Here is a 23,075-nt window from a genome sequence, read left to right as displayed (position 1 = left end):
TACACATGGTTCGAGTCGTGCGCAAGGCCCTCGGCCCGGAGGAGAAGCCCGCCTACCGTCGTGCCCAATGACCCCGCGGCGGCCGCCGACGAGCAGGCCGCTGCCCGACAAGTGACGGAGCGGCATGTTGGATCACGACTCACTGCTGAACACATCGGCCGATCGCGGGACGGAGAGCGATGAGAAGAACATCTTCGTGCTCGGGCTCACGGAGGTGCAGAGGGACGAACTGCAGACGGTGCATGGCGCGCGCAGCTATCGGTCTCATGACCTCCTCGATTACGAGACGCTGGTGGATGCGTCACACGTCGAGTTCCAGAAGCTACTCGACGCGGCCCGGCGGGAACTCGACGCATTCGGCGGCTCCGTCGACGCGATCGTCAGCCATTGGGACTTCCCGACGAGCGTCATCGGTCCGATCCTGGCGAAGGAACGTGGGTTGCCCGCGCCGTCGCTGGAGAGCCTGCTGAAGTGCGAGCACAAGTACTGGAGCCGCCTGGAACAGCGCGCCTCGGTACCGGAATGCGTTTCGCAGTTCGCCTCCTTCGATCCCTTCGACGACGATGCCTTCGATCAGATCGACCTGCGGTTTCCCTTCTGGGTGAAGCCGGTGAAATCTCACTCGTCGAATCTGGGGTTCGAGGTTCGCGATCGCGCCTCGTTTGACGAGGCCGTCGCACAGATCCGGGAGGAGATCGAACACGTCGGAAACGCCTTCAACGCTGTTCTCGACCGCGTCGACCTGCCGCCGGAACTGCAGGGCGCAGGAGGAAATACGTGTCTCGCGGAGCAGCTGATCTCCGGGATCCAGGTCGCGCCTGAGGGCAGCGTGTTCCGCGGCGAGTTCGCGGTGCACGGCATCTTCGACATGCATCGTGACGCCAGCGGGACGAGCATCGAGCGGATCGACTACCCCGCGAGCAGTGTTCCCTCGCACGTGCAAGAGCGCATGACCGACATCTTGGAACGGTACCTGCGGCGCGTCGGCTTCGACGACGCCTGCTTCAACGGGGAGTTCATGTGGGATGAGGAGACGGACGATCTCTGGCTCATCGAGGTCAACACGCGCATCTCGCAGTCTCACAGCGAAATGTTCGTCATGGTCGACGGCGCTTCCAACCATGAGGTCGCGATCGATATCGCTCTCGGCCACGCGCCGCGTCCGTCCTCCGGTGATGGCGAGTTCCGCGTGGCGTCGCAGTGCATGATCTTCCGCGACGACGACGCGATCGTCACACGGATCCCGACGGCGGACGAGATCGCGGAGCTCGAGCGACGGCACCCGTGGTGCGTCATCACGATCGAAGCCGAGGAGGGCGTCCAGCTGTCCGAGATGGCGAACCAGAACAGCTACCGCTACATCGTCGGCCGTGTGTACGTGGGAGCAGACGACCGTGAGCAGTTGGCTGAGCGCTTCGACACGATCGTGAGCGAGCTGCCTTTCGAATTCGAACCGGCGGGAGGAGAGGAGAAGGCAGACGTATGAGAACGGTGACCGAATTCCCGGAAGACGTCCGTGTCATCGAGAACGTGTTCATTCCCATGCGGGATGGCGCCCGACTCGCCGCGCGGATCTGGCTCCCGACGAGCGCCGAGCAGAAGCCGGTGCCCGCGGTCCTCGAGTACCTGCCGTATCGCAAGCGCGACAGCACGCGCGGTCGCGACGCGGTCAATCATCCGTATATCGCTGGCCACGGTTACGTGGTGGCGCGCGTCGACCTTCGCGGCAGCGGCGACTCCGATGGTGTGATCGTCGACGAGTATCGGCCGCAGGAACACGAGGACGCGGAAGACGTCATCGCCTGGCTCGCCGATCAGCCCTGGTGCGACGGTGCGGTGGGCATGATGGGGATCTCGTGGGGCGGATTCAACAGCCTGCAGGTCGCCGCCCGTCGTCCGCCCGCGCTCAAGGCCATCATCGCCGCCTCCGCCACCGAGGACCTGTACGTGGACAACATGCACTACATGGGCGGCTGTCTCCTGACGGACAACCTCTCGGAGGCGACCGTCATGTTCGCGTTCAACAGCCTGCCGCCGGACCCGATGATCGTCGGCGACCGGTGGCGCGACATGTGGCAGGAGCGACTTGAGGGAAGTGGCCTCTGGCTGCACACCTGGCTCACGCACCAGCGTCGGGACGACTACTGGAAGCCGGCATCGGTCTCGGAAGACTACAGCGACATCGCATGCCCCGTCTTCGCCGTGGGAGGCTGGGCGGACGGGTACACCAACGCCATCTTTCGTCTCATGGAGCACCTCGACGTGCCGCGCAAGGGCCTCATCGGGCCGTGGGGGCACAAATACCCGCACCTCGGCGTGCCGGGACCAGCGATCGACTTTCTCCAGGAGGTCGTGAGGTGGTGGGATCACTGGCTGAAGGGCATCGACACGGGACTGATGGACGAGCCCATGCTGCGCGCATGGATGCAGGACAGCGTGCCTCCCGCGACGTCCTACGACACGCGGCCGGGCCGGTGGGTGGCCGAGCGCAGTTGGCCGGCTCCCGAGGTTCGCGAGCGCCGTTACGTCCTGAATCGCTACGCGCTCGAACAGGACGGTGCGGCGATCGAACCCGGGCACGATGTCCGGCTGCAGTCGCCTCTCAGTGTCGGGATGTTCGCTGGAAAATGGGCGTCCTACGCTGCGGTTCCCGATCTTCCCTTCGATCAGCGCGAGGAGGACGGCGGTGCGCTCGTCTACGAGACCGAGCCGCTCGACGCGCCCATGGAGATCTTCGGACTGCCCGCGGCCGAGTTCGAGGTCTCCTCGGACAAACCCGTCGCAATGCTGGCGGTGCGGCTATCGGACGTCGCCCCGGATGGTGAGGCCACGCGTTTCACCTACGGACTGCTCAATCTCACTCACCGCGACAGCAGCGAGCACCCGCAACCGCTCGAACCGGGGCGAAGTTACCGCGTGAGGGTTCTCCTCAACGGCATCGCGCAGCACATCCCCGAGGGACACCGACTCCGGCTGTCGGTCTCGACGTCCTACTGGCCGCTCGCCTGGCCGGCTCCCGAATCCGCGACGGTCACCTTCGCGGCCGGACAGAGCCGCCTCTCGCTGCCGGTGCGTGCTCCGCGAGCGGAGGACGACGAGCTACGGCCGTTCGGTGAACCGGAGGGGGCGCCCGACCTCGAGATCACCCCGTTGGAGGAGGGCGAGCATGCGTGGCGCGTCACGCGTGATCTCGCCACGGACGTCTCGAAGCTCGAAGTGCTGAACGATCAGGGCAGCTTCCGGATCGACGAGACGGACACCGTCGTGCGCCGCGACACGAGCGAGTGGTACACGTTCCGGCGCAACGACGTGAACTCGGTGCGCGGAGAGACGCGGACCGTGCGCCGTTACGAACGCGATGACTGGCGGATCGAAGTTCTGACGCGCACCGTGCTCACCTCGACGCCGGAGGAGTTCCACGTCAACGCCGAGCTCGATGCCTACGAGCTCGACGCGGAACACGGCGACTCGCGATTCTTCGCCGACAGTTGGCAGCTGTCCGTGCCGCGCGATCTCGTGTAGCGGCGCACACGTGCACGCCCGCGTGCGCGGGACGCATACCGCCCGCGGCATGTCGACGCACCTAGTGTGAGAAAGGCGATCGGCATCCGCCGTTGGCACCTGTACGACGGCGTTCCGAATCCGTCGCAACCGAAACGGAGCGGTTATCTCCTCCACCCAGACTGCCCGCCCCGAAACACTCGGGCCCGTTCGCCAGACCTACGCGGGAACCGATGATTTCCCACCCCTGACCCGTGTCTATTCACAGCTGTCCAACGTCGTGCGTGAGATGGGGCTGTACCGCCGGGCTCACGTCTTCTACGCTCTGGTCGGCGCCGCGCTCATCCTGGCCCTCGCCGGCGCCGTCGCCGGCTTCATCCTGCTCGGCGACTCCTGGTTCCAGCTGCTCATCGCCGGTGCGCTCGGCATCATCTTCACGCAGATCGCCTTCCTCGCTCACGAAGCCGCGCACCGCCAGGTGCTCGCGTCCGGCCCCGCCAACGTCCGGCTCGCGCGCATTCTCGCCGGCATCGTCGGCCTCAGCCTGTCGTGGTGGGATAGCAAGCACTCGCGGCACCACGCGAACCCGAACCGCGTCTCGAAGGATCCCGACATCGAGGTCGATACCATCTCCTTCCTCGACGAAGACGCGGCCCAGGCACGCGGCCTCCGACGCGCCATCACACGCCATCAGGGTTGGCTGTTCTTTCCTCTCCTGACGCTCGAAGGTCTGAACCTGCACTTCTTGAGCATCATGCATCTCGCCTCGCCCGGGAAGGTGAAGGGTCGTTGGATCGAGATCGGCATCATCACGGCGCGTTTCGCGGTGCTGCTTGTTCCGCTCTTCCTGATGCTTCCCATCGGTATGGCGTTCGCCTTCCTCGGCGTGCAGCTCGCTGTCTTCGGTGTGTACATGGGGGCGTCGTTCGCGCCGAACCACAAGGGGATGCCGGTCATCGCGAAGGACGCCAAGCTCGACTTCTTCTCGAAGCAGGTGCGGACCTCGCGCAACATCAGTGGCGGCTGGTGGGCCACCACGCTCATGGGCGGTCTGAACTACCAGATCGAGCACCATCTCTTCCCGAACATGGCCCGTCCGAACCTCGCGCGTGCCCGTGCCGTCGTCCGCGAGGTCTGCGAGACCCGTGACGTGCCGTACACCGAGACGACGCTCATCGAGTCGTACGGGATCGTCGTGCGCTATCTCAACCGTGTCGGCCTGGCCGCGCGGGATCCGTTCGACTGCCCGGCCGCGGCACAGTTCGGCCGCAGCTGAGCTGGCCGCGCCCGACGCGGGTCAGTTGTACGCTTCGAGCAGCCGCAGCCACACCTCGCTGATCGTCGGGTACGACGGCACCGCGTGACGGAGCCGTTCGATCGTGACCTCGCCCACGATGGCGATCGTCGCGGCGTGGACGAGCTCCGCGGTGTCTTGGCCGACGAAGGTCGCGCCGATGATGATGCGCCGCGCGCGGTCGATGACGAGCTTCGCGCGGCCGCTGTAGCCGTCGGCGTGGAGCGCTGCGCCCGCGATGGCTCCGAGGTCGTGCTCGACGGCGTCGACGTCGATTCCGGCGTCGCGTGCGGCAGCCTCGGTCAGCCCGACGCTCGCCACTTCGGGGTCCGTGAACACGACGTGCGGCACGGCCGCGTGGTCGGCGCTCGCGACATGACGTCCCCACTCGGCATCGTCAACCGGATCCCCGGCAAGTCGGGCGGCGATCGCGCCCCCTGCGGCGCGTGCCTGATACTTGCCCTGATGAGTGAGCGGGGCGCGCCCGTTCACGTCGCCCACCGCGTACAGCCAGTCGGTGCCGCGGACGAGCATCGTGTCGTCGACCTCGGGGTTCGCGCTGAGCCCGAGCTCCTCGAGGCCGAGGCCGTCCGTGTGCGGCCGACGCCCCGTCGCGACCAGCAGTTCCTCGGCGTGGATCGCGGTGCCGTCATCCAGTTCGACCGTGACGATGCCGTCGCCGTCGCGATCGACGCGCGCCGGGGAGGCCCCGATCCGCACGTCGCCGCCGAGCTCTTCCAACGCCTCGGCCACCAGATCGCCGACGAACGGTTCCTCCGACGTCAGCAGGCCGCTGCGGGACACGAGCGTGACCTGGGAACCGAGCGCGGCAAAAGCGAACGCCAGCTCGGTTCCGGCGACGCCGCCGCCGATCACGATGAGGCGCGGGGGGATCCGGTCAGCGGACGTCGCCTCCCGCGTGCCCCAGGCCCCGACGCCGTCGAGGCCGGGAACGTCGGGCAGAACCGGCGCGGATCCCGTCGCCAGTGCCACGGCGCGCGCGGTGTATCGTCGGCCATCCACCTCGATCTCACCCCGGCCAGTCAGACGCGCGCGGCCGCGGATCAGGTCGACGCCGACGGAGGCCAGCCACTCCACCTGGCCGTCGTCCTCCCAATTGCTCGTGAACGTGGTGCGGCGCGCGAGGACCGCGTCGACGTCGATCTGCCCGGACGCCGCCTCGCGCGAGCCGGCAACGCGCCGCGCCGCGCGCAGGGCGTGGCCGCTCCGGAGGAGAGCCTTCGACGGCATGCAGGCCCAGTAGGAGCACTCGCCACCGACGAGCTCTGCCTCGACGATCGCCGCTCGCGCTCCCGATCTCGAGGCGTAATCGGCGACATTCTCGCCGACGGCGCCCGCTCCGATCACGATGACGTCGTAGTGCTCGGCCGATGGCTCGACGGCGCTCATGATGCCTTCTCTCGCTGAACGGTCTCGGTCGGCGGGACCGCTGCGCGCGGGTACGCCTGCGTGCAGGCTAGGGCATCTCGAGCACGGTGAACAGGGGTGCGCGAGGGTGGATCCGTTCTGCCGCGCGACCGCCGTGCGAGGGTAGGCTGTGCGCAGCGTAGCGACCCCGCCGGCGGTGCTGAGGAGCAGAAACACTCATGATCGAGTTCCGACACGTATCCAAGCGATTTCCGGATGGGACAACCGCTGTCACCGATGTCGACCTCCTCGTGCCCTCGCGCAAGACGACCGTCCTCGTCGGTTCTTCCGGCAGCGGCAAGACGACGCTCCTGCGGATGGTGAACCGCATGGTCGAGCCGACAAGCGGCTCCATCGCGATCGACGGCGAGAACATCGCCGACGAGTCTCCCGTGGCCCTGCGGCGCCGCATCGGCTACGTGATGCAGAACTCCGGCCTGATGCCGCACTTCACCGTCGCCGACAACATCGCGACGGTGCCGCGGCTCGTCGGGCGGACCCGCCGCGCGGCACGGGAGCGCGCCCTCGAGCTCATGGAGATTGTCGGGCTCGACGCGCACATGGCCGATCGCTACCCGAATCAGCTCTCCGGCGGACAGCAGCAGCGTGTCGGCGTCGCGCGCGGACTCGCCTCGGATCCGAACATCCTGCTCATGGACGAGCCGTTCGGTGCCGTCGATCCGATCGTGCGCGCGGAGCTGCAACAGGAGCTCATCCGGCTCCAGGCCGAACTCGACAAGACCGTCATCTTCGTCACGCATGACATCGACGAGGCCTTCCTCCTCGGCGATCAGGTCGTGATACTCGCCCAGGGCGCCCGCGTCCTGCAGGTGGGGTCGCCGAGCGAGATCATCGAGGCGCCGGCCGACGACTTCGTCTCGGCGTTCATCGGCGCCGACCGCGGGAAGCGGGCGCTGCGCATCAAGCAGACTCCCGCAGGTCCCGTTCTCGTCGATGGCGAGGGTCGCACGCAGGGGACCCTCGTCGAGGACGGCGCGTGAGATGGGCTGGGCTCTCGACAACCTGCCGCTGATCGGCTCGCTCGCGGTGGATCACCTCCGGCAGAGCGTCATCGCGATCGTGGGGGCGTTCTTGCTCTCGCTGCCGCTCGGCTGGGCAGCCTGGCGTTATCGCCGAGCGCGCGCGATCCTGCTCACCGCGTCGGGCCTGCTGTACACGATTCCGTCCCTCGCACTGCTGCTGATCCTGCCCCTCGTCGCTGGATTCCCCGCGACGAGCGAGACGAACCTCATCCTCGCCCTCATCCTCTACGCGATCGCGATCATGGTGCGCGCCGTCACCGAGGGGCTCGACTCGGTCGACCCGGCGGTCCGCCAGGCCGCCACGGCCATCGGATACGGGGGAGGGCGGCGCTTCTGGACGGTCGACCTGCCGCTCGCCGGTCCGGTCGTCCTCGCCGGTGTGCGCGTGGCCGCGGTGAGCACGATCTCGCTCGCCACGGTGGGGATCCTCGTGGGCGTGACGAATCTCGGGTACCTCTTCACGAACGGACTGCAGCGCCGGATCATCGCCGAGATCCTGGCCGGACTCATCGCCGTCGCGCTCGTGGCCCTCCTCGTCGATGCACTCCTCGTCATCGCCCGCCGCGTGCTGCTGCCGTGGGAGCGCCGCGCCCGTCTCGGATCCGAGCGGATCGGAGCGGCATCATGACGCTCCTCACCGACGCGATCGCCTGGATCTTCGCCTCCGAGCAGTGGAGCGGCGACGGCGCCCTGCCCATTCTCTTTTTCGAGCATCTGTGGCTCACGGCGGTCGGCGTCATCGCCGCCGCGATCATCGCGGCGCCCGCCGGATGGCTGATCGGACACACCGGTCGCGGCCGTGAGATCGCCGTCGGACTGACCGGTGCGGCACGCGCCGTTCCGTCGTTCGGGCTGCTCTTGCTGCTCGTGCTGCTGTTCGGTGTGCTGCACAAGCCGGAAGCGGCGATCGTGACGTTCGTGATCCTCGCCGTGCCGTCGCTGCTCGCGGGCGCGTACGCGGGACTTGAGGCGATCGACCGTCAGACGGTCGGAGCCGCGCGCGCGGTCGGGATGTCGGAATGGCAGATCTTTTTCCGCGTCGAGCTTCCCCTCAGTCTTCCGCTGCTGATCGGCGGCCTCCGGTCCGCCACGCTCCAGGTCGTCGCGACCGTGACGATCGCCGCGTACGTCAATCTCGGCGGGCTCGGCATGCCGATCATCACCGGGCTCGCGCTGCGCCGCTACGACATGGTGCTCGGGGCCGCGATCCTCGTCGCCCTGCTCGCGCTCGCCATCGACGGCGTCCTCGCGATCACCCAGCGCTTCGCGACCCCGCGCGGGGTGCGCGCCGGGCGCGGCACCGTCCGTCGCGCGCGCCGCCGGCCGGCCGCGTCCGCCAGACAACACACGTCAGCCTGACCGAAAGGGATCCCATGAACGTGAAACGCATCCTGCCCGTCGCCGCGGCGCTCGCGGCCGCGAGCCTCCTCACCGCCTGCGCGGCGGACGACCCCCTCGCCGACCCCGAGACGGGCGGCGACGAGGCGGCCGGATCCATCGTCGTCGGCTCACAGGCCTACTACTCGAACGAGATCATCGCCGAGATCTACGCGCAGGCACTCGAGAACGCCGGGCACGAGGTCGATCGGCAGTTCACCATCGGCGAGCGCGAGGCCTACATGCCGGAGGTCGAGAGCGGGGCGATCACCCTGTTCCCCGAATACACCGGCAACCTGCTGCAGTACCTCGATTCCGAGACCACCGCGCGATCGGCCGATGACGTGTACGCGGCGCTGGAAGAGGCGCTGCCGGACGGTCTGACCGCGCTCGACCAGGCCGAGGCCACGGACCAGGATTCCTACACCGTGACACGTGCGTTCGCCGACGAGCACGACCTCGCCTCGATCGCCGATCTCGCGGACGTCTCTGGGTCACTCACCCTCGGCGGTCCGCCCGAGCTGGCGGAGCGCCCGTATGGGCCGTCGGGGCTGGAGAGCGTCTATGGCATCGAGGTCGACTTCTCGGCAACCGGTGACACCACGGTCGAGGACCTGCTCGCGGGCACGATCGACGTCGCCAACGTGTTCACGGCGGATCCCCGGATCCAGACGGAAGACCTCGTCGTGCTCGAGGACCCGGAATCGCTGATCCTCGCCTCGAACGTCGTCCCGATCGCGAGCACGGCGATCGCCGACGAGATCGCGTCGACGATCAACGAGGTCAGCGCCGCGCTCACGCCGGACGCGCTGGTCGCGCTCAACGTCGCCAGCAGCGTCGACGAGAAATCGTCGCCCGACATCGCCGAGGAATGGCTCACCTCGAACGGACTCGGCGGCTGACGCCGCGCCTCCGCGGGTCGCGGGATGCGCCCGGTGCTGTGACATCCTGTGACACCCGCGGAGGCCGTGCTCTCGAGGAGACGTTAGCGTCGAAGACATGCAGTTCGACGACTCTGACCTCGGTGACGGCCTCAAGGTCGTGTTCCGCGACCACCCCGCCGCGGTGACCCTCATCACGGCGATCACGCCCGACGGCCCCGTCGGATTGACGGCATCGAGTCTCGCCTCGGTTGCCGTGGATCCACCCGCGGTGTCGTTCTCGGTGACCCGGGCGACCGGCACCGCGGGCGCCCTGCTCGGGGCCGGCACGATTCAGGTGCATTTCCTCGCGGGTCATCACGCGGATGTGGCGAGTCAGTTCGCCGTCACGGGCGGCGACCGGTTCACCGACGGGCAGGGGTGGAGCAGCCACCCCGATGGCGCCCCGCGGCTTGCGGGTACGCGGGCGCGCTTCGTGGCGAATATCGTCGAGACGGTGCCGGTGGGTGGATCCGTGCTTGTCGTCGCCGAGGTCGTCGCGATCGAGACGGGCGAGACGGCGCCTCCACTGCTCTACGCCGATCGCGTCTTCTTCACGGCCGACCCCGCAAACGCCCCGCTCTGAGACACGGCCGCGCGCACACGCGCGCGCCATACGATGGAGCGATGAGCACTAACCTCGCTGCCAACCTCACGCGCGAGGAGACCGCGGCGCGATCCGCCGCCCTCTCCCTGCGCAGCATCCGCGTCGAGCTCGACGTCTCCGCGGCGCCGGACCCCGACGAAACCGGGTTCATCACCAACACCACGTTGCGCTTCGGTGCCACAGCGGAGCAGACCTGGATCGACTTCATCGGGCAGTCGGTCGACCGCGTCGTCGTCAACGGCGTCGACCACCCGGTCATCTGGGATGGGGCGCGCATCGTTGTCACGGGTCTGGCCGACGACAACGAGGTGCGCATCGAAGCGGTGGGCGCGTACAGCCGCTCGGGCGAGGGGATGCACCGCTTCGTCGACCCGGTGGACGGCGAGACCTACCTCTACACGCAGTATGAGCCCGCCGACTCGCGGCGAGTCATGGCCTGCTTCGAGCAGCCCGACATGAAGGCCGCGTACACATTCGTCGTCACGTCCCCGACGGGGTGGGAGATCCTGAGCAACCAGCGCGCCGTGGTGACCACGGGTGGCGGATCCGCGCAGACGGTCGAGTTCGCCGAGACGCTGCCGATGTCCTCGTACATCACTGCGGTCGCCGCAGGCCCCTACCACCGGGTGCACGACGTCTGGACGCGTGGCAACCAGCGCGTCGAGATGCGCGCCCTGTGCCGCGCTTCACTCGCCGAGCACCTCGACCATCGTGAGATCTTCGAGATCACGCGCCAGGGGCTCGACTTCTTCACCGACGCGTTCGGCGTCGACTACCCGTGGGGCAAGTACGACCAGATTTTCGTTCCCGAATACAACCTCGGTGCGATGGAGAATCCCGGGCTCGTCACGTTCACCGAGCAGCTCGTCTTCCGCGGAGCTTCGACCGACGCGCAGCATGAGGTGCGGGCGAACACGATCCTCCACGAGATGGCGCACATGTGGTTCGGCGACCTCGTGACGATGACGTGGTGGGATGACCTCTGGCTCAAGGAGTCGTTCGCCGATTACATGGGGTCCCACGCCTCGGTCGCGGCCACCCGATTCAGCGATGCGTGGGCGACGTTCGCGAATCGCCGTAAGGCCTGGGCGTACGAGCAGGATCAGCTGCCGTCGACGCACCCGATCGTGGCCGACATCCCCGACCTCGAAGCGGCGAAGCTGAACTTCGACGGCATCACGTATGCCAAGGGAGCCTCGGTGCTCAAGCAGCTCGTGGCGTTCGTGGGGGAAGAGGCGTTCTTCGCGGGATCTCGGGCGTACTTCCGCGACCACGCCTACGGCAACACGACGCTCGATGATCTCCTCGTGGCGCTCGAGGCGGCTTCCGGTCGCGACCTGCGCGCATGGTCCCGGGCATGGCTCGAGACGTCGGGAATGTCGACCCTCCGGTTCAACGAGGACCGCACCGCGATCGTCCAGTCGGATCCGCGTCCGCATCGACTGCGTGTCGGACTGTTCGCCGAGCAGAATGGTTCGCTCGTCCGGACCGGCCAGATCGACCTCGACATCGCGGATGCGTCGACCAGCATCGAGCTCCCCGCCGATGCGGACCTCGCGCTCATCAACGACGGCGATCTGACCTACGCCAAGGTGCGCCTCGACGACCGCTCGCTCACCGCCGTCGAACGCGGGCTTGCCACGATCGACGAGGCGCTCACGCGTGGCCTGGTGTGGTCGGCGCTCTGGAACGCCGTACGCGACGGTCAGCTCGGGGCGCTGCGCTACCTCGAGATCGTGCGCCGGCACGCTCCCGCCGAACGAAACGTGTCGATCCTCGCTGGCACGCTGGCGAACGCCGCCTTCACCGTCGAGCACTACCTGCCGGCCGAGCTGCGAGACGGCGCCCGCCCCGCGTGGCTCGACACCGTCTGGCAGGGTCTCGCATCGGCCGCCCCCGGCAGCGACGCACAGCTGTCGTGGGCACGCGCGCTCGGCCGCGCCGCCGCATTCCATGACGGTCGCGCCGGCGAGTTGCGCGCGATCCTTGCCGGCGACCAGCCCGGGCCCGATGGGTTGCCCCTCGATGCCGATCTGCGGTGGGTCTGGGTCCAGGCGCTCGCCGCGACCGGTGCCGCCGACGAGACCGACATCCGCGCCGAGCTCGCGCGCGACGACACCATGTCCGGGCGCACCGAGGCCACGGAAGCGCTCGCGGCGCGGCCGACCGTCGACGTGCGTGCCGCGGCATGGAACGCGGCGTGGACCGACGAGACGCTCTCGAACGACCACCTCGGGGCGACGATCGCCGGCTTCGGCGCAGGCGGACGGCGCGATCTCATCTCACAGTTCGACGAAGAGTACTTCGTTCGCATTCGCGAGACGTGGCAGACGCGGTCGATCGAGACCGCGCGGCGCCTCGTGCGCGGCATGTTCCCCGAGACCGAGACGCTCGACCTCGTCGATGCATGGCTGGACGACAACGTCGCTGCACCCGGCGCGCTGCGCCGCCTCGTGGTCGAACAGCGCGATCACCTCGCGCGCGGTCTCGCGGTGCGCGCGGCGAACAGCTGACCGGGGGACGGCTTACGGCCACCACGCAGGCATGTTCGCGCGGATCCGTTCGGCGAACGTCTCGGCGTCGTCGCTGTCGATCTGCGCCCATAGCTCGATCGCACTGACCGTGCCCCCCGCGATCACGGCCGCGCCGACGGCCGCGTCGCGGGGGAGGTCGACGCCGCGTGCGCGGATCACGTCGATCGCGTCGGTGGCGCGCTTCAGGAAGTGCGTGCGCATGCGCTGGCGGAAGTTGAGCGAGACGGACGAGTCGAGCAGGGCGCGGATCGCATCGCGCTCGGCGGCGACGGCGTCGAGCACGGCCACCGTCGCGCGCAGGTAGTCGTTCGAGATCTCTGGCAACGGCGCATCGTGAGCGGGCACAACCGAACTCGCCTCGTCGATGATCGATGCGTACACGTCGGCGGCGAGGTCGCCGACGCTGTCGTAGTGTCCGTAGAACGTCGTACGGTGCACACCCGCCGCGCGACACAGTTCGGCCACGCCGATGTCAGCGAGCGGGGTCCGGGCGAGCAGATCCCTCATCGCATCGTGTAGCAGTCGGCGGCTGCGCAGTGCCCGCGGGTCGACGTCGGTCGAGTCGGAGGATCGGGCCATAGCTCGATTCTGCCGCATAACATCGTGAACTGTCAGGTTGATGGGTATGTCGATTCCGCCCGGGCGGGCAACCGGCACGTAGCCTCGTGACGACATGATCCGGTTCGAAAACGTCACCAAGCGCTATCGCGGTACCAAGCGCCCCGCGCTCGACGCCGTCGATTTCGAGATCGAGCGCGGCGAGTTCGTGTTCCTCGTGGGCGCCTCGGGGTCCGGCAAATCGTCGTGCCTGCGCCTCATTCTGCGCGAGGACACCCCGTCCGATGGGCGAGTGCTCGTCCTCGGGCGCGACACACGTTCGCTCAGCGACCGCCGCACTCCGTTCTTCCGTCGCAGCATCGGCGCCGTGTTCCAAGACTTCCGGCTGCTGCCGTCGAAGACCGTCACGCAGAACATCTCGTTCGCGCTGAAGGTGATCGGCCGTTCGCGCGCCTTCATCAAGTCCGCCGTTCCTGAGGCGCTCGAGCGCGTGGGACTGGAGGGCATGGGCAAGCGCATGCCGCACGAACTGTCCGGTGGCGAGCAACAGCGGATCGCGATCGCGCGCGCGATCGTCAACCGTCCTCAACTTCTGCTCGCCGACGAGCCGACGGGAAACCTCGACCCGACGACCTCGGTCGAGGTCATGCGGGTGCTGGAAGCGATCCACGCCGGCGGCACCACGGTCGTCATGGCCACGCACGAGGCGGGCTTCGTCGACAAGATGCAGCGCCGAGTGCTCGAACTGCGGGGCGGCGTCCTCGTTCGCGACGAGATGCGCGGGTCCTACGGCGACACCTCGGCGGTCAGCACGCTGCGCGCGGAGCCAGAACGTGGGGCAGCTGCGATCGCCGCGCTCACCGCGGCCCTCGACGTACAGCGTGAAGTCGCCGGGCCCGCGGCAGAACCCGACAGTGGCGGTGACGACATCCGGCCCGAGCCGAGCGCCGAGAAGACGGCCGAACGAGCCGGCCCCGACGACGTCGCTGCCGAGGCCGTCGAGGACGAACGCGCACACGAATCCGCCGACATCCCCGAAGCTGAGACCGAATCCGCCGAGGAGGACGTCGCGCCCGAAGACGAGGCGCCCTCGCGCTCCGCGTTCCCGGCGGTCGACGTGCATCCCGATGAGCTCGGCATGGCCGACCGGCTCGGGCTGCCGAACCGTGACGACGACGAAGTGGGACCGACCTCGTGAACCTCTCGCTCATCCTCTCGGAGGCGCTCCAGGGGCTCCGGCGGAACGCCTCGATGGTGGTGTCGGTGATCCTCGTCACGTTCGTCTCGCTGACGTTCGTGGGCGCCGCCGTACTCATGCAGGCACAGATCCAGAAGACGAACGAATACTTCGAGGACCGCGCGCAGGTCGACATCTACATGTGTTCGTCCATCTCGGACGGCGACACGTGCGTTGACGGCACCGCGACCGAGGAGCAGATCGCGCAGGTCGAGGAGCGGCTCGGCGGATCCACCCTCGCGCCGTTCATCGAGCAGCACGACTTCGAATCGCAGGAGGACGCGCACGAGGCGCTCGTCGAAACATTCGACGAGGAGCTCGCGGGCCTGCTCACGGTGGAGCAGACGAGCGCGATCTTCCACGTGAAGCTCCTGAACCCCGAGCAGACGAACGTGATCCGCGAGGCGTTCAGCGGCGTGCAGGGCGTCGAGGAGATCGCGGACCAGCTCGAATACCTGGATCCGCTGTTCTCGACGCTCACGATCGCGACCTATATCGCGGTCGGAATCGCGGCGCTCATGCTCATCTCGGCGGTCCTGCTCATCGCCACGACGATTCGTCTCTCGGCGTTCGCACGGCGACGCGAGGTGGGGATCATGAGGCTCGTCGGAGCATCGAATGGCACGATCCAGACCCCGTTCGTCCTCGAGGGGGTCATTGCCGCCTTCGTCGGCGCGGCGCTCGCGAGTGCGACCGTTCTCGTCGGCGTGCGCTTCGGCGTCGAGGACTATCTGTCACGCGAAGCCGGTGCGATTCCGTGGATCACGTTGGCCGACGCGTGGTACGTCGTGCCGATCATCGTGGGGCTCGGTGTCGTGCTCGCGGCGATCTCTGCGGGCGTGGCGATCCGCCGGTGGCTGCGCGCCTAGATCCAACCCGATAGACTGAACGGCTGTTGCCGAGTCGAACTGGGAGGTGAGTGCATGGCACGTGAGAAGGGCGAGAAGGTGGTGGCGGTGAACCGCCGCGCGCGCCACGAGTACGCGATCGAGAAGACGTACGAGGCGGGCATCGTGCTCACCGGAACCGAGGTGAAGTCGCTTCGGGCCGGACACGCCAACCTCACCGACGGATACGCCTTCGTCGACAAGGGCGAGGCCTGGCTCGACCAGGTGAACATCCCGCAGTATTCACAAGGCACCTGGACGAACCACGCCGCGAAGCGTCAGCGCAAGCTGTTGCTGCACAAGGACGAGATCGTCAAGATCGGTCAGAAGGCGGCGGCTGGCGGCTATACGCTCGTGCCCCTCCGGCTGTACTTCTCCGACGGCCGCGCGAAGGTCGAGATCGCGATCGCCAAGGGCAAGACGCAGTACGACAAGCGCCAGACCCTGCGCGAACGCCAGGACAAGCGCGAGGCCGAGCGCGCCATGCGCACGCGCAACCGGCTCGGCGACTAGAGAGCCACGCCCTCGCCCCACGTTCTCCACAGGCATGAAGTCGACCCCGCCGCGGGTCCCTAATCTGGCGGCGTGACCGATGCGCTGCTCGTGACTGCCCAGCTGGGGTTCGTCGCCGTGGGTGCATGGCTGACGCACATCGACATCAGCGAGCACCGGTTACCGAACCGGATCGTGGCGCCGACGGCGGTAGCGATCGCCGTGCTGTGCGCGCTCGCGGCTGCCGTCACCGGATCCGTCGCGCCGCTCGTGAGCGGGGCGCTGGGAGCGCTGCTGCTCGGTGGGTTCTACCTCGTGCTCCGCGTCGCGAGCCGAGGGTCTCTCGGCGCTGGCGACGTCAAACTCGCCCTCCCGACCGGGCTGATCCTGGGGTGGGACGGCGGGCTCGCCCTCGTCGTGGGTGCCGTACTCGCGTTCGTGGTGGGCGGGCTGTGGGCCGTCGGAGTGATCGTCACCGGCCGCGGCACGCGCTCGACGCACATCGCGTTCGGCCCGTGCATCATCCTCGGAGCGGTCCTCGGCCTCGCCGTCACGTAATCTGGCGAGCATGGGGAAGGTGATGGCTTTCGTTGACCAGGCGATGAAGCGCGTGTTGCGACTGCGGATCGTGCGTGCATTCTTCCTCTTCAGCGACCACCGCGGCGGCCTCCTCGCCGCGGCGATTACGTTCCGCATGCTGTTCGCCGTGTTCGCCGCCGTGCTTCTCGGGTTCTCCGCTGCGGCGATCTGGCTGTCGACGCGCGACGACCTGTGGGACGCCCTCATCGAGACGGTGAACGGCGTCGTGCCCGGTCTTCTGAAGACCGATGACGGCGGCGGCACGGGAGACGGCCGGACCGGCCTCATCGATGTGAGCCAGGCCACGACGCTCGGATCCGAGAACCTCGTCGCCGGAATCATCGCTGTCGTCGCCCTCATGTGGGCGCTGGTGAGCGCCGTCGGCAACTTCCGTATCTCGATCCGCATGGTCGCGGGGACGCGTCACGAGAATTCCAACGCGCTGATCATGCGCGCCTTTGACCTGCTCTTCGCCCTCTCCGTCGGTGTGCTTCTCGTCGCCTCGGCCGTGGTGTCGTTCCTCGGGTCGGCGTTCATCGACCCGATCCTCGCGTGGGCGGGGATGACGAGCGGTGGTGGCGCGGAACTGCTCACGCGCGCTGGCACCGTGCTGGTGACGTTCACACTCGACGCCGTCGTCATCGCGTGGCTGTTCTGGCTGCAGTCCGGGGTGAAGGCCCGCGTGCGCACGATGATCCCGGGCGCGCTCATCGGAGCCGCCGGGCTCGTGATCCTGCAGCAGGCGTCGGGCCTGTTCATCGGCGGCGCCGACAACAACCCGCTGCTCGGTTCTTTCGCGTCACTCATCGCTCTGCTGCTGTGGTTCAACTTCTCGGCACAGGTGGTGCTCATCGCCTGTGCGTACATCGTCGTCTCTGTCGAGGAAGAGAACGATCGCGTCGGCGAGAGGTTCGGGGCCGAGACCTTCAAACAGCGCATGGTGCGCACCGCTGAGCGTGACATTCGCGTCGCCAGCGATGCGCTGCGCGCCGCACGCGAGGACGAGCGTCGCGAACGTGAGAAGGTCGCGCGTCGCCGGGACAAGCGCGCGCAGAACGAGCGAGCCGCCGGCCGTTGACCGCACTCATGCCCGGGTGGGGGCGTACCCTCAGGGTATGAGTCCCGAACGCTCCGTGGAGATCGAGAAGAAGTTCGACGTGCACGAGGGGACCCCCGTGCCCGACTGGACGCAGCTCAGTGCCGTCGCGCGCGTCTCGGCGGGGGAGGACCGGCATCTCGATGCGGCCTATCTCGACACCGCCGATCTGGCGCTTGCGCACGCGGGAGTTGCCGTGCGGCGCCGCACGGGCGGGCCGGACGAAGGGTGGCACATCAAGGGCCCGCTCATTCACGGCGGCCGCGTCGAGCTCGTCTGGCCCCTCGCCGAAGACGTGCCAGACGGCCTGCGCGAAGAGATCGCGGAGTGGACGACGGATCCGCTCGAACCGCTCGCGCGCATCGTCAACGACCGCACGGTGTACGAACTGCTCGACGCGGACGGACGTACGGTCGCTGAGTTCGTCGATGATCGCGTGCGGGCGAGCGACCTGCGCGAGGGAATCGACCGAGAATGGTGCGAATGGGAGATCGAGCTCGGCCCGGCCGTGCCCGACGACATCGAGGGCTTCTTCGCCGAGGTCGAACGCGTTGCGCTCGCCAGCGGGGCGCGTCCCGCGTCGTCGGCCTCGAAGCTCGCTCGCGCGCTCGGTCAGTAGCGTCCACGGAAACGACAGGGCCCGGACCGAAAGGTCCGGGCCCTGTCGTTTCGAGGCGAGTGGATCACATGTTGATCATGTGGCCGGCAAGGCCGTGGAAGCCCTCCTGCAGCGCCTCGGAGAGCGTCGGGTGCGTGTGGACGTTGCGCGCGGCCTCGACCGCGGTGAGGTCCCACTTCTGCGCGAGCGTGAGCTCGGGCAGCAGCTCCGACACGTCGGGTCCGATCATGTGACCGCCGAGCAGCTCGAGGTGCTCCGTGTCGGCGATGAGCTTGACGAAACCGACGGCGTCGCCGAGACCGTTCGCCTTGCCGTTGGCGCTGAACGGGAACTTCACGACCTTGATGTCGTGACCGGCCTCCTTGGCCTGCTCCTCGGTGAGACCGAAGCTCGCGACCTGCGGCGAGCAGAACGTCGCGCGCGGCATCATGCGGTAGTCACCGAGCGTCTGCGTCTCGGCACCGCCCATGGTCTCGGCCGCGACGACGGCCTGGGCCTCCGCCACGTGCGCGAGCTGCAGCTTCGCGGTCACGTCGCCGATCGCGTAGACGCCGTCGACGTTCGTGCGCATGTGATCGTCGATGTCGATGGCACCGCGTTCGGTGAGCTTCACACCGGTGTTCTCGAGGCCGTAGCCCTCGGTGCGCGGGGCGAACCCGACCGACATGAGCACCTTGTCCACGTCGATCTCGCCCTCGGTGCCGTCGTTCTTCTTGTAGGTGACGTGCACGCTGGATCCGTTGTCCTCGGCGCCCGTGACGGACGTCGAGGTGAGGATGTCGATGCCGTACTTCTTGTACTGCTTCGCGATCTCCTTCGACACGTCCGGATCCTCGTTCGGCAGGGCGCGATCGAGGAACTCGATGATCGTGACCTTCACGCCGTAGTTCGACAGGATGTACGCGAACTCCATGCCGATCGCGCCGGCGCCGACGATGACGATCGAGTTCGGCAGCTCGCGTGAGAGGATCTGCTCCTCGTACGACACGATGTTGTCGGTGAGGGAGATGCCGGGCAGCGAGCGCACGGTCGACCCCGTCGCGATGATGACGTTGTCGGCGGTCACCTGCTCGGTCGATCCGTCCGAGAGTGCGACGTCGATCGTCTTCGCGTCGACGAAGGTGCCGCGACCTTCGTATTCGGTGACCTTGTTCTTCTTCATGAGGAAGTGGATCCCCTTGACGTGCGTCTGCGCGACCTTGCGGCTGCGATCGTGCGCCGCGCCGAAGTCGAAGGACACATCGCCGGAGATGCCGAAGAAGTCAGCCTTGTGGGTGAACGTATGCGCGAGCTCCGCGTTCTTGAGGAGCGATTTCGAGGGGATGCACCCCACGTTGAGGCACACACCTCCCCAGTACTTCTCCTCGATGATCGCGGCGTTCAGGCCGAGCTGGGAGGCGCGTACGGCCGCGACGTAACCGCCGGGGCCAGCGCCGAGGATGACGACGTCGTGGTGAGCCATGTTCTCAGCCTAATCGCTTCGCGGGTGCCAGTGTCGCGGCCGTCACGACCGCCGCGACCGAGCGATCATGACGACGATGAATGCGATCAGTGCGAGGACGATCGCGCCGCCGACGATCGCCACGATGATTGGCGCGGCGGGCGTGCCCTGATCATCGGCATCCGCTGCGGCGTCGGCGCCTGTCGTCGTCTCGGTCGACGGTGTGTCGTTCGCGTTAGCCGTCGGTGCGGGGGAGTCCTCCGCGGTGGGTTCGGCGGGCGCTGGTGTCTCTTCCGCGGACGCGGCGCTCTCGGCGACGAAGGTGAACGCCCCGCTGCCCGGATGTCCGTCCCCGTAGACCGCCTGCCAGACGACCGTGAAGGTGCCGGCCGGCGCGCCGGCCACGTCGAGGCCCTGCGAGAGCGTGGGGCCCTCGACGACCGCGTCGCCCGTGGCGTAGTTGCGGCAGTCGACCGCACCCTCGGCGAGTCCGGCGAGCTCATCGGCGCCGAGATCGGCGACCGCGGCGCACGTCTCGTCGAACACGCGGATCTGGGTGTTCGACTCTGCGCCCTGCTGCTGGTCCGCCGGCAGCGGCTCGGTCAGGTCGTCAGAGAATGTGACGGACACGTTCTCGGGAAGAACCTCGACGATTCCGGGCTCTCCTGTCGCGCCCTCCGGGGACGAGCCGACGACAGAGGAGTGGCCGAACGCCGCGGTCGGCGTGAGGAACGACGTCAGGAGCACGGCTGCGCCGAGCGCGACCAGGGCACGCAGGCGCGAAGAGCCGCGCCGGGCGGGAACGGGGGAACTCATCATGTCCGTCACCATAGGAGGCGGACCGGAACGGTCGCCGAGAATATCGGTTCGGTCGAGAAATCTCCCCGGCGTGTGCGCGGTCGGATCCGATAGGCTTCTGGCAACGGAAGGAGCCCGCGTGTCAGATCAGCAGCACGAGCCGATGTCACCGGCGACGAGGCACATTCATAACGTGGGCGGACACGACGGCTCCGGCGACCATACGCAGACGTTCGGCCACGACTCAGATCTCTCCTTCATTCCGTTCCGCGGCGACCTGTCGCAGGCCGAGCTGGACGCGATCGCCGCCCTCCCTTCGGGTGCTGCGCTCCTCCTGGTGCGCTCCGGTCCCGCTGCGGGCGCGCGCTACCTGCTCGACCGCGACGCGACGACGGTGGGGCGTCACCCGAACGCCGACATCTTCCTCGACGACGTGACCGTGTCGCGCCGCCACGCCGAGATCACGCGCTCGCGCGCCTCCTTCGATCTCGTCGACCAGCGCTCGCTCAATGGCACCTACGTCGATGGCGAGCGTGTCGACAGGGCGCAGCTGCACAACGGTGACGAGGTGCGCGTCGGAAAGTTCCGACTGAACTTCTTCAGTTCGCCTCGCGATCTCCCGGCGGCGGGGTCCTGATGGCCGCGGCGGCCGCACGACGCGGGTCCGCTGCACAGAAGTCGGCCTCACTGCTCTCGATCGGGCAGGTGCTGTCGAAGCTGTCGGCGGAGTTTCCCGCGCTGACCTCGAGCAAGCTGCGGTTCCTCGAAGTGCAGGGAATCGTCACCCCCGAGCGCACGGCGTCGGGCTACCGCAAGTTCGCGTCGACCGACGTCGGGCGACTGCGCCTTGCGCTGACCCTGCAGCGCGACCACTACCTGCCGCTGAGCGTCATTCGCGAGTATCTCGATGACGTCGATGCCGGCCGCGAGCCCGAGCTGCCGCAGGCCCCGCAGTCGATTCACCCGACGGGTCGTGCCTATTCGCGCGCTGACCTGCTCGCCGCGGCCGAGGCCCCCGCTCAGCTGTTGAACGACGCTTTCAGCCTCGGGCTCATCGCGCCCGCGGAGACGTACGACAGTCAGCACGTGGCGCTGCTGCGCGCACTCGTTGCGCTCGAGCGCCACGGCATCGACCCGCGTCACATCCGATCCCTCAAGCAGGGTGCGGAACGCGAGGTCACGCTCATCGAGACGTCGCTGACGCACGTGCTGCGGCGCGGTGACGCGCGATCGCGGGCGCGTGCGCACGAGATCGCACCGCGTCTCGCGGACCGTCTCGAAGAGGTGCGCGGCATCTTCGTGCAACAGGCACTGACGAAAATGCTGCCCGACTGATCACGATTCATAACGTCTTGATCGACACGCCGCCACCCGGAAGGCGAATGTCGTTGAAGGCGCGGGGTCGCACCCGTACTGTAGGGGCAACCCATTGGACCGAGAGGACGAAGATGAGCGCGGGACATCCCCACGACAGTGGCTTCGCCGTCGACCTTCTCTTCACAGACGGTCTGCCGCAGCTGGATCCGGATGCGGGCTATCGCGGTGCGGTCGCCGCGAAGGCGGCCGGCATCACCTACCGTCAGCTTGACTACTGGGCGCGCACTGACCTCGTCGTGCCGACGATCCGCAACGCGCAGGGATCCGGGACGCAGCGCCTGTACGGCTTCCGCGACATCCTCGTGCTCAAGCTCGTCAAGCGACTCCTCGACACGGGGATCTCGCTTCAGCAGATCCGTGTGGCCGTCGAGCAGCTCCGCGCATCGGGGATCCGTGATCTCGCGAGCACGACCCTGATGAGTGACGGCGCGTCGGTGTACCTGTGCACGTCGAACGACGAGGTGATTGACCTCGTCAGCCGCGGGCAGGGCGTCTTCGGCATCGCCGTCGGCAAGGTGCTGCGTGAGGTCGAGACGACGCTCGTCGAGTTCGACCCGGCCGAGCCGGATCCTGTCGACGAGCTCGCTGCTCGCCGCGCCAAGAAGTCCGCCTGACGCGTCTCAGGCGCCGGACGCCCGGTCCGCGGAGGTCCGCGCGGGGTCGATGAGCCGCCGCATCCCCGCGTTGAAGAGCGTGGTGTCGAGCGGAACGTCTCCCGAGAGCAGGATCAGGCCCAGACCCTGGTCCAGCGCGGCCAGGAGCTTCCCGACGTCCGCGGCCGGAAGCGTTTCATCGTCGGGGCCCACGCGCTTTGCGATCTCGGTGTAGCGGTCGAGGACATCCGCGAGGCGCCGATGCAGCTGCGGCGCGAGCGTGTCGTCGCGGGCCGCGGCGCTGATGAACTCGAGTGTGGCGAGGGCGAACCCCTGCGTCGCCGCCGCGGAGTACCCCTCGCGCTCGGCGAGGTCACGGCCGGTCGATGTCGGTGCCTTCGTCTCATCGAACGGGTCGCGGATATCGCCGTCCGCGAGCTGCAGATTCTGATCCATGACCGCGAGGAACAGCGCCGGCTTGCCGTCGAAGTTCGAATAGATCGCGCCCTTTGTGAAACCCGCTTCGCGCGCGATCCGCTCGAGGCTCGCCGCGTGGTAGCCGTCCTCGGAGAACACGCGCCGCGCCGCGAAGACCAGCGCTTCGCGCGTCTGCTGCTGGCGGTCGCGACGGGAGAGGGGGTGGGGAAGCTGAGCCACCCCTCGATCATATGTGCGCCGCTCGGTTGACGTACCC

At 68.0% G+C, this 23,075-nt stretch carries 23 protein-coding genes; 18 read left to right on the top strand and 5 right to left on the bottom strand.

Features of this window, described 5'->3' with window-relative positions; all coding sequences use genetic code 11:
* Nucleotides 1-124: 124 nt before the first annotated feature.
* From IEW87_RS12415 to IEW87_RS12405, 3 genes are all read left to right on the top strand, one after another.
* A complete protein-coding gene (locus IEW87_RS12415; RefSeq protein ID WP_188712497.1) occupies nucleotides 125-1,486 on the top strand; it encodes an ATP-grasp domain-containing protein in 1,362 nt (453 codons plus the stop codon).
* Nucleotides 1,483-3,522, top strand: a complete 2,040-nt coding sequence (locus tag IEW87_RS12410; RefSeq protein WP_188712496.1) for a CocE/NonD family hydrolase — start codon at nucleotides 1,483-1,485, stop codon at nucleotides 3,520-3,522. The genes IEW87_RS12415 and IEW87_RS12410 overlap by 4 nt, the downstream gene beginning before the upstream one ends.
* A gap of 268 nt (nucleotides 3,523-3,790) precedes the next feature.
* Nucleotides 3,791-4,777 carry a fatty acid desaturase family protein gene (locus IEW87_RS12405; protein ID WP_373285120.1) on the top strand — a complete coding sequence of 329 codons (987 nt, stop codon included), beginning with the start codon at nucleotides 3,791-3,793 and terminating at the stop codon, nucleotides 4,775-4,777.
* Between the two features lie 21 nt (nucleotides 4,778-4,798).
* Here the strand turns inward: IEW87_RS12405 and IEW87_RS12400 are convergent, their stop codons facing one another.
* Nucleotides 4,799-6,205, bottom strand: a complete 1,407-nt coding sequence (locus IEW87_RS12400; RefSeq protein WP_188712495.1) for a dihydrolipoyl dehydrogenase family protein — start codon at nucleotides 6,203-6,205, stop codon at nucleotides 4,799-4,801.
* 197 nt (nucleotides 6,206-6,402) lie between these two features.
* Here IEW87_RS12400 and IEW87_RS12395 point away from each other — a divergent pair, with 197 nt between their 5' ends.
* The 6 genes from IEW87_RS12395 to pepN all read left to right on the top strand — a co-directional run bounded on the left by IEW87_RS12395 (nucleotide 6,403) and on the right by pepN (nucleotide 12,683).
* Entirely contained in the window at nucleotides 6,403-7,224 is an 822-nt protein-coding gene (locus tag IEW87_RS12395; RefSeq protein ID WP_188712494.1) for an ABC transporter ATP-binding protein, read from the top strand.
* A 1-nt stretch (nucleotide 7,225) separates the two neighbouring features.
* Nucleotides 7,226-7,894 (top strand): ABC transporter permease, encoded by a 669-nt coding sequence (locus IEW87_RS12390; protein ID WP_188712493.1) that lies wholly within the window; start codon nucleotides 7,226-7,228, stop codon nucleotides 7,892-7,894.
* Nucleotides 7,891-8,625 carry an ABC transporter permease gene (locus IEW87_RS12385; protein ID WP_188712492.1) on the top strand — a complete coding sequence of 245 codons (735 nt, stop codon included), beginning with the start codon at nucleotides 7,891-7,893 and terminating at the stop codon, nucleotides 8,623-8,625. Before IEW87_RS12390 ends, IEW87_RS12385 begins: the two co-directional genes overlap by 4 nt.
* Before the next feature lie 14 nt (nucleotides 8,626-8,639).
* Entirely contained in the window at nucleotides 8,640-9,545 is a 906-nt protein-coding gene (locus IEW87_RS12380) for an ABC transporter substrate-binding protein (protein WP_188712491.1), read from the top strand.
* Nucleotides 9,546-9,642: 97 nt separating this feature from the next.
* Nucleotides 9,643-10,149, top strand: coding sequence for a flavin reductase family protein (locus IEW87_RS12375; RefSeq protein ID WP_188712490.1), 507 nt, complete (start codon nucleotides 9,643-9,645; stop codon nucleotides 10,147-10,149).
* A 41-nt stretch (nucleotides 10,150-10,190) separates the two neighbouring features.
* Nucleotides 10,191-12,683 (top strand): aminopeptidase N, encoded by a 2,493-nt coding sequence (gene pepN / locus IEW87_RS12370; protein ID WP_188712489.1) that lies wholly within the window; start codon nucleotides 10,191-10,193, stop codon nucleotides 12,681-12,683.
* A 12-nt stretch (nucleotides 12,684-12,695) separates the two neighbouring features.
* On the opposite strand, the gene IEW87_RS12365 is transcribed toward pepN, so the two are convergent.
* Nucleotides 12,696-13,283 (bottom strand): TetR/AcrR family transcriptional regulator, encoded by a 588-nt coding sequence (locus IEW87_RS12365; protein ID WP_188712488.1) that lies wholly within the window; start codon nucleotides 13,281-13,283, stop codon nucleotides 12,696-12,698.
* A gap of 94 nt (nucleotides 13,284-13,377) precedes the next feature.
* Here IEW87_RS12365 and ftsE point away from each other — a divergent pair, with 94 nt between their 5' ends.
* From ftsE to IEW87_RS12335, 6 genes are all read left to right on the top strand, one after another.
* Nucleotides 13,378-14,460: a cell division ATP-binding protein FtsE gene (gene ftsE, locus IEW87_RS12360; RefSeq protein ID WP_188712487.1), complete on the top strand. Its 1,083-nt coding sequence runs from the start codon at nucleotides 13,378-13,380 to the stop codon at nucleotides 14,458-14,460.
* Nucleotides 14,457-15,368, top strand: a complete 912-nt coding sequence (gene ftsX, locus IEW87_RS12355) for a permease-like cell division protein FtsX (RefSeq protein WP_188712486.1) — start codon at nucleotides 14,457-14,459, stop codon at nucleotides 15,366-15,368. Before ftsE ends, ftsX begins: the two co-directional genes overlap by 4 nt.
* A 54-nt stretch (nucleotides 15,369-15,422) precedes the next feature.
* Complete coding sequence (smpB, locus tag IEW87_RS12350; RefSeq protein ID WP_188712485.1) at nucleotides 15,423-15,899, top strand: SsrA-binding protein SmpB; 477 nt, start codon at nucleotides 15,423-15,425, stop codon at nucleotides 15,897-15,899.
* Nucleotides 15,900-15,971: 72 nt separating this feature from the next.
* Nucleotides 15,972-16,436, top strand: a complete 465-nt coding sequence (locus IEW87_RS12345; RefSeq protein ID WP_188712484.1) for a prepilin peptidase — start codon at nucleotides 15,972-15,974, stop codon at nucleotides 16,434-16,436.
* 10 nt (nucleotides 16,437-16,446) lie between these two features.
* The gene (locus IEW87_RS12340) at nucleotides 16,447-17,535 is read left to right on the top strand and encodes a YihY/virulence factor BrkB family protein (protein WP_188712483.1); all 1,089 of its coding nucleotides are present in this window, start codon (nucleotides 16,447-16,449) and stop codon (nucleotides 17,533-17,535) included.
* Nucleotides 17,536-17,572: 37 nt separating this feature from the next.
* Nucleotides 17,573-18,172: a CYTH domain-containing protein gene (locus IEW87_RS12335; RefSeq protein WP_188712482.1), complete on the top strand. Its 600-nt coding sequence runs from the start codon at nucleotides 17,573-17,575 to the stop codon at nucleotides 18,170-18,172.
* 64 nt (nucleotides 18,173-18,236) lie between these two features.
* On the opposite strand, the gene lpdA is transcribed toward IEW87_RS12335, so the two are convergent.
* Nucleotides 18,237-19,634, bottom strand: a complete 1,398-nt coding sequence (gene lpdA, locus IEW87_RS12330; protein WP_188712481.1) for a dihydrolipoyl dehydrogenase — start codon at nucleotides 19,632-19,634, stop codon at nucleotides 18,237-18,239.
* 42 nt (nucleotides 19,635-19,676) lie between these two features.
* The gene (locus IEW87_RS12325; RefSeq protein WP_188712480.1) at nucleotides 19,677-20,432 is read right to left on the bottom strand and encodes a copper resistance CopC family protein; all 756 of its coding nucleotides are present in this window, start codon (nucleotides 20,430-20,432) and stop codon (nucleotides 19,677-19,679) included.
* A gap of 142 nt (nucleotides 20,433-20,574) precedes the next feature.
* Here IEW87_RS12325 and IEW87_RS12320 point away from each other — a divergent pair, with 142 nt between their 5' ends.
* From IEW87_RS12320 to IEW87_RS12310, 3 genes are all read left to right on the top strand, one after another.
* Nucleotides 20,575-21,048, top strand: coding sequence for an FHA domain-containing protein (locus IEW87_RS12320; protein ID WP_188712794.1), 474 nt, complete (start codon nucleotides 20,575-20,577; stop codon nucleotides 21,046-21,048).
* Nucleotides 21,048-21,746, top strand: coding sequence for a transcriptional regulator FtsR (gene ftsR, locus IEW87_RS12315; RefSeq protein WP_188712479.1), 699 nt, complete (start codon nucleotides 21,048-21,050; stop codon nucleotides 21,744-21,746). The genes IEW87_RS12320 and ftsR overlap by 1 nt, the downstream gene beginning before the upstream one ends.
* Nucleotides 21,747-21,859: 113 nt before the next feature.
* Complete coding sequence (locus IEW87_RS12310; protein ID WP_188712478.1) at nucleotides 21,860-22,402, top strand: MerR family transcriptional regulator; 543 nt, start codon at nucleotides 21,860-21,862, stop codon at nucleotides 22,400-22,402.
* 6 nt (nucleotides 22,403-22,408) lie between these two features.
* Here IEW87_RS12310 and IEW87_RS12305 read toward each other — a convergent pair whose 3' ends face one another.
* The gene (locus IEW87_RS12305; RefSeq protein WP_188712477.1) at nucleotides 22,409-23,038 is read right to left on the bottom strand and encodes a TetR/AcrR family transcriptional regulator; all 630 of its coding nucleotides are present in this window, start codon (nucleotides 23,036-23,038) and stop codon (nucleotides 22,409-22,411) included.
* Nucleotides 23,039-23,075: the final 37 nt, after the last annotated feature.

Origin of the sequence: Microbacterium faecale (assembly GCF_014640975.1) — a bacterium.
GTDB classification, from domain to species: domain Bacteria; phylum Actinomycetota; class Actinomycetes; order Actinomycetales; family Microbacteriaceae; genus Microbacterium; species Microbacterium faecale.
Note: the sequence above shows the minus strand (reverse complement) of the source record. Positions and strands in the feature narration are given on the sequence as shown.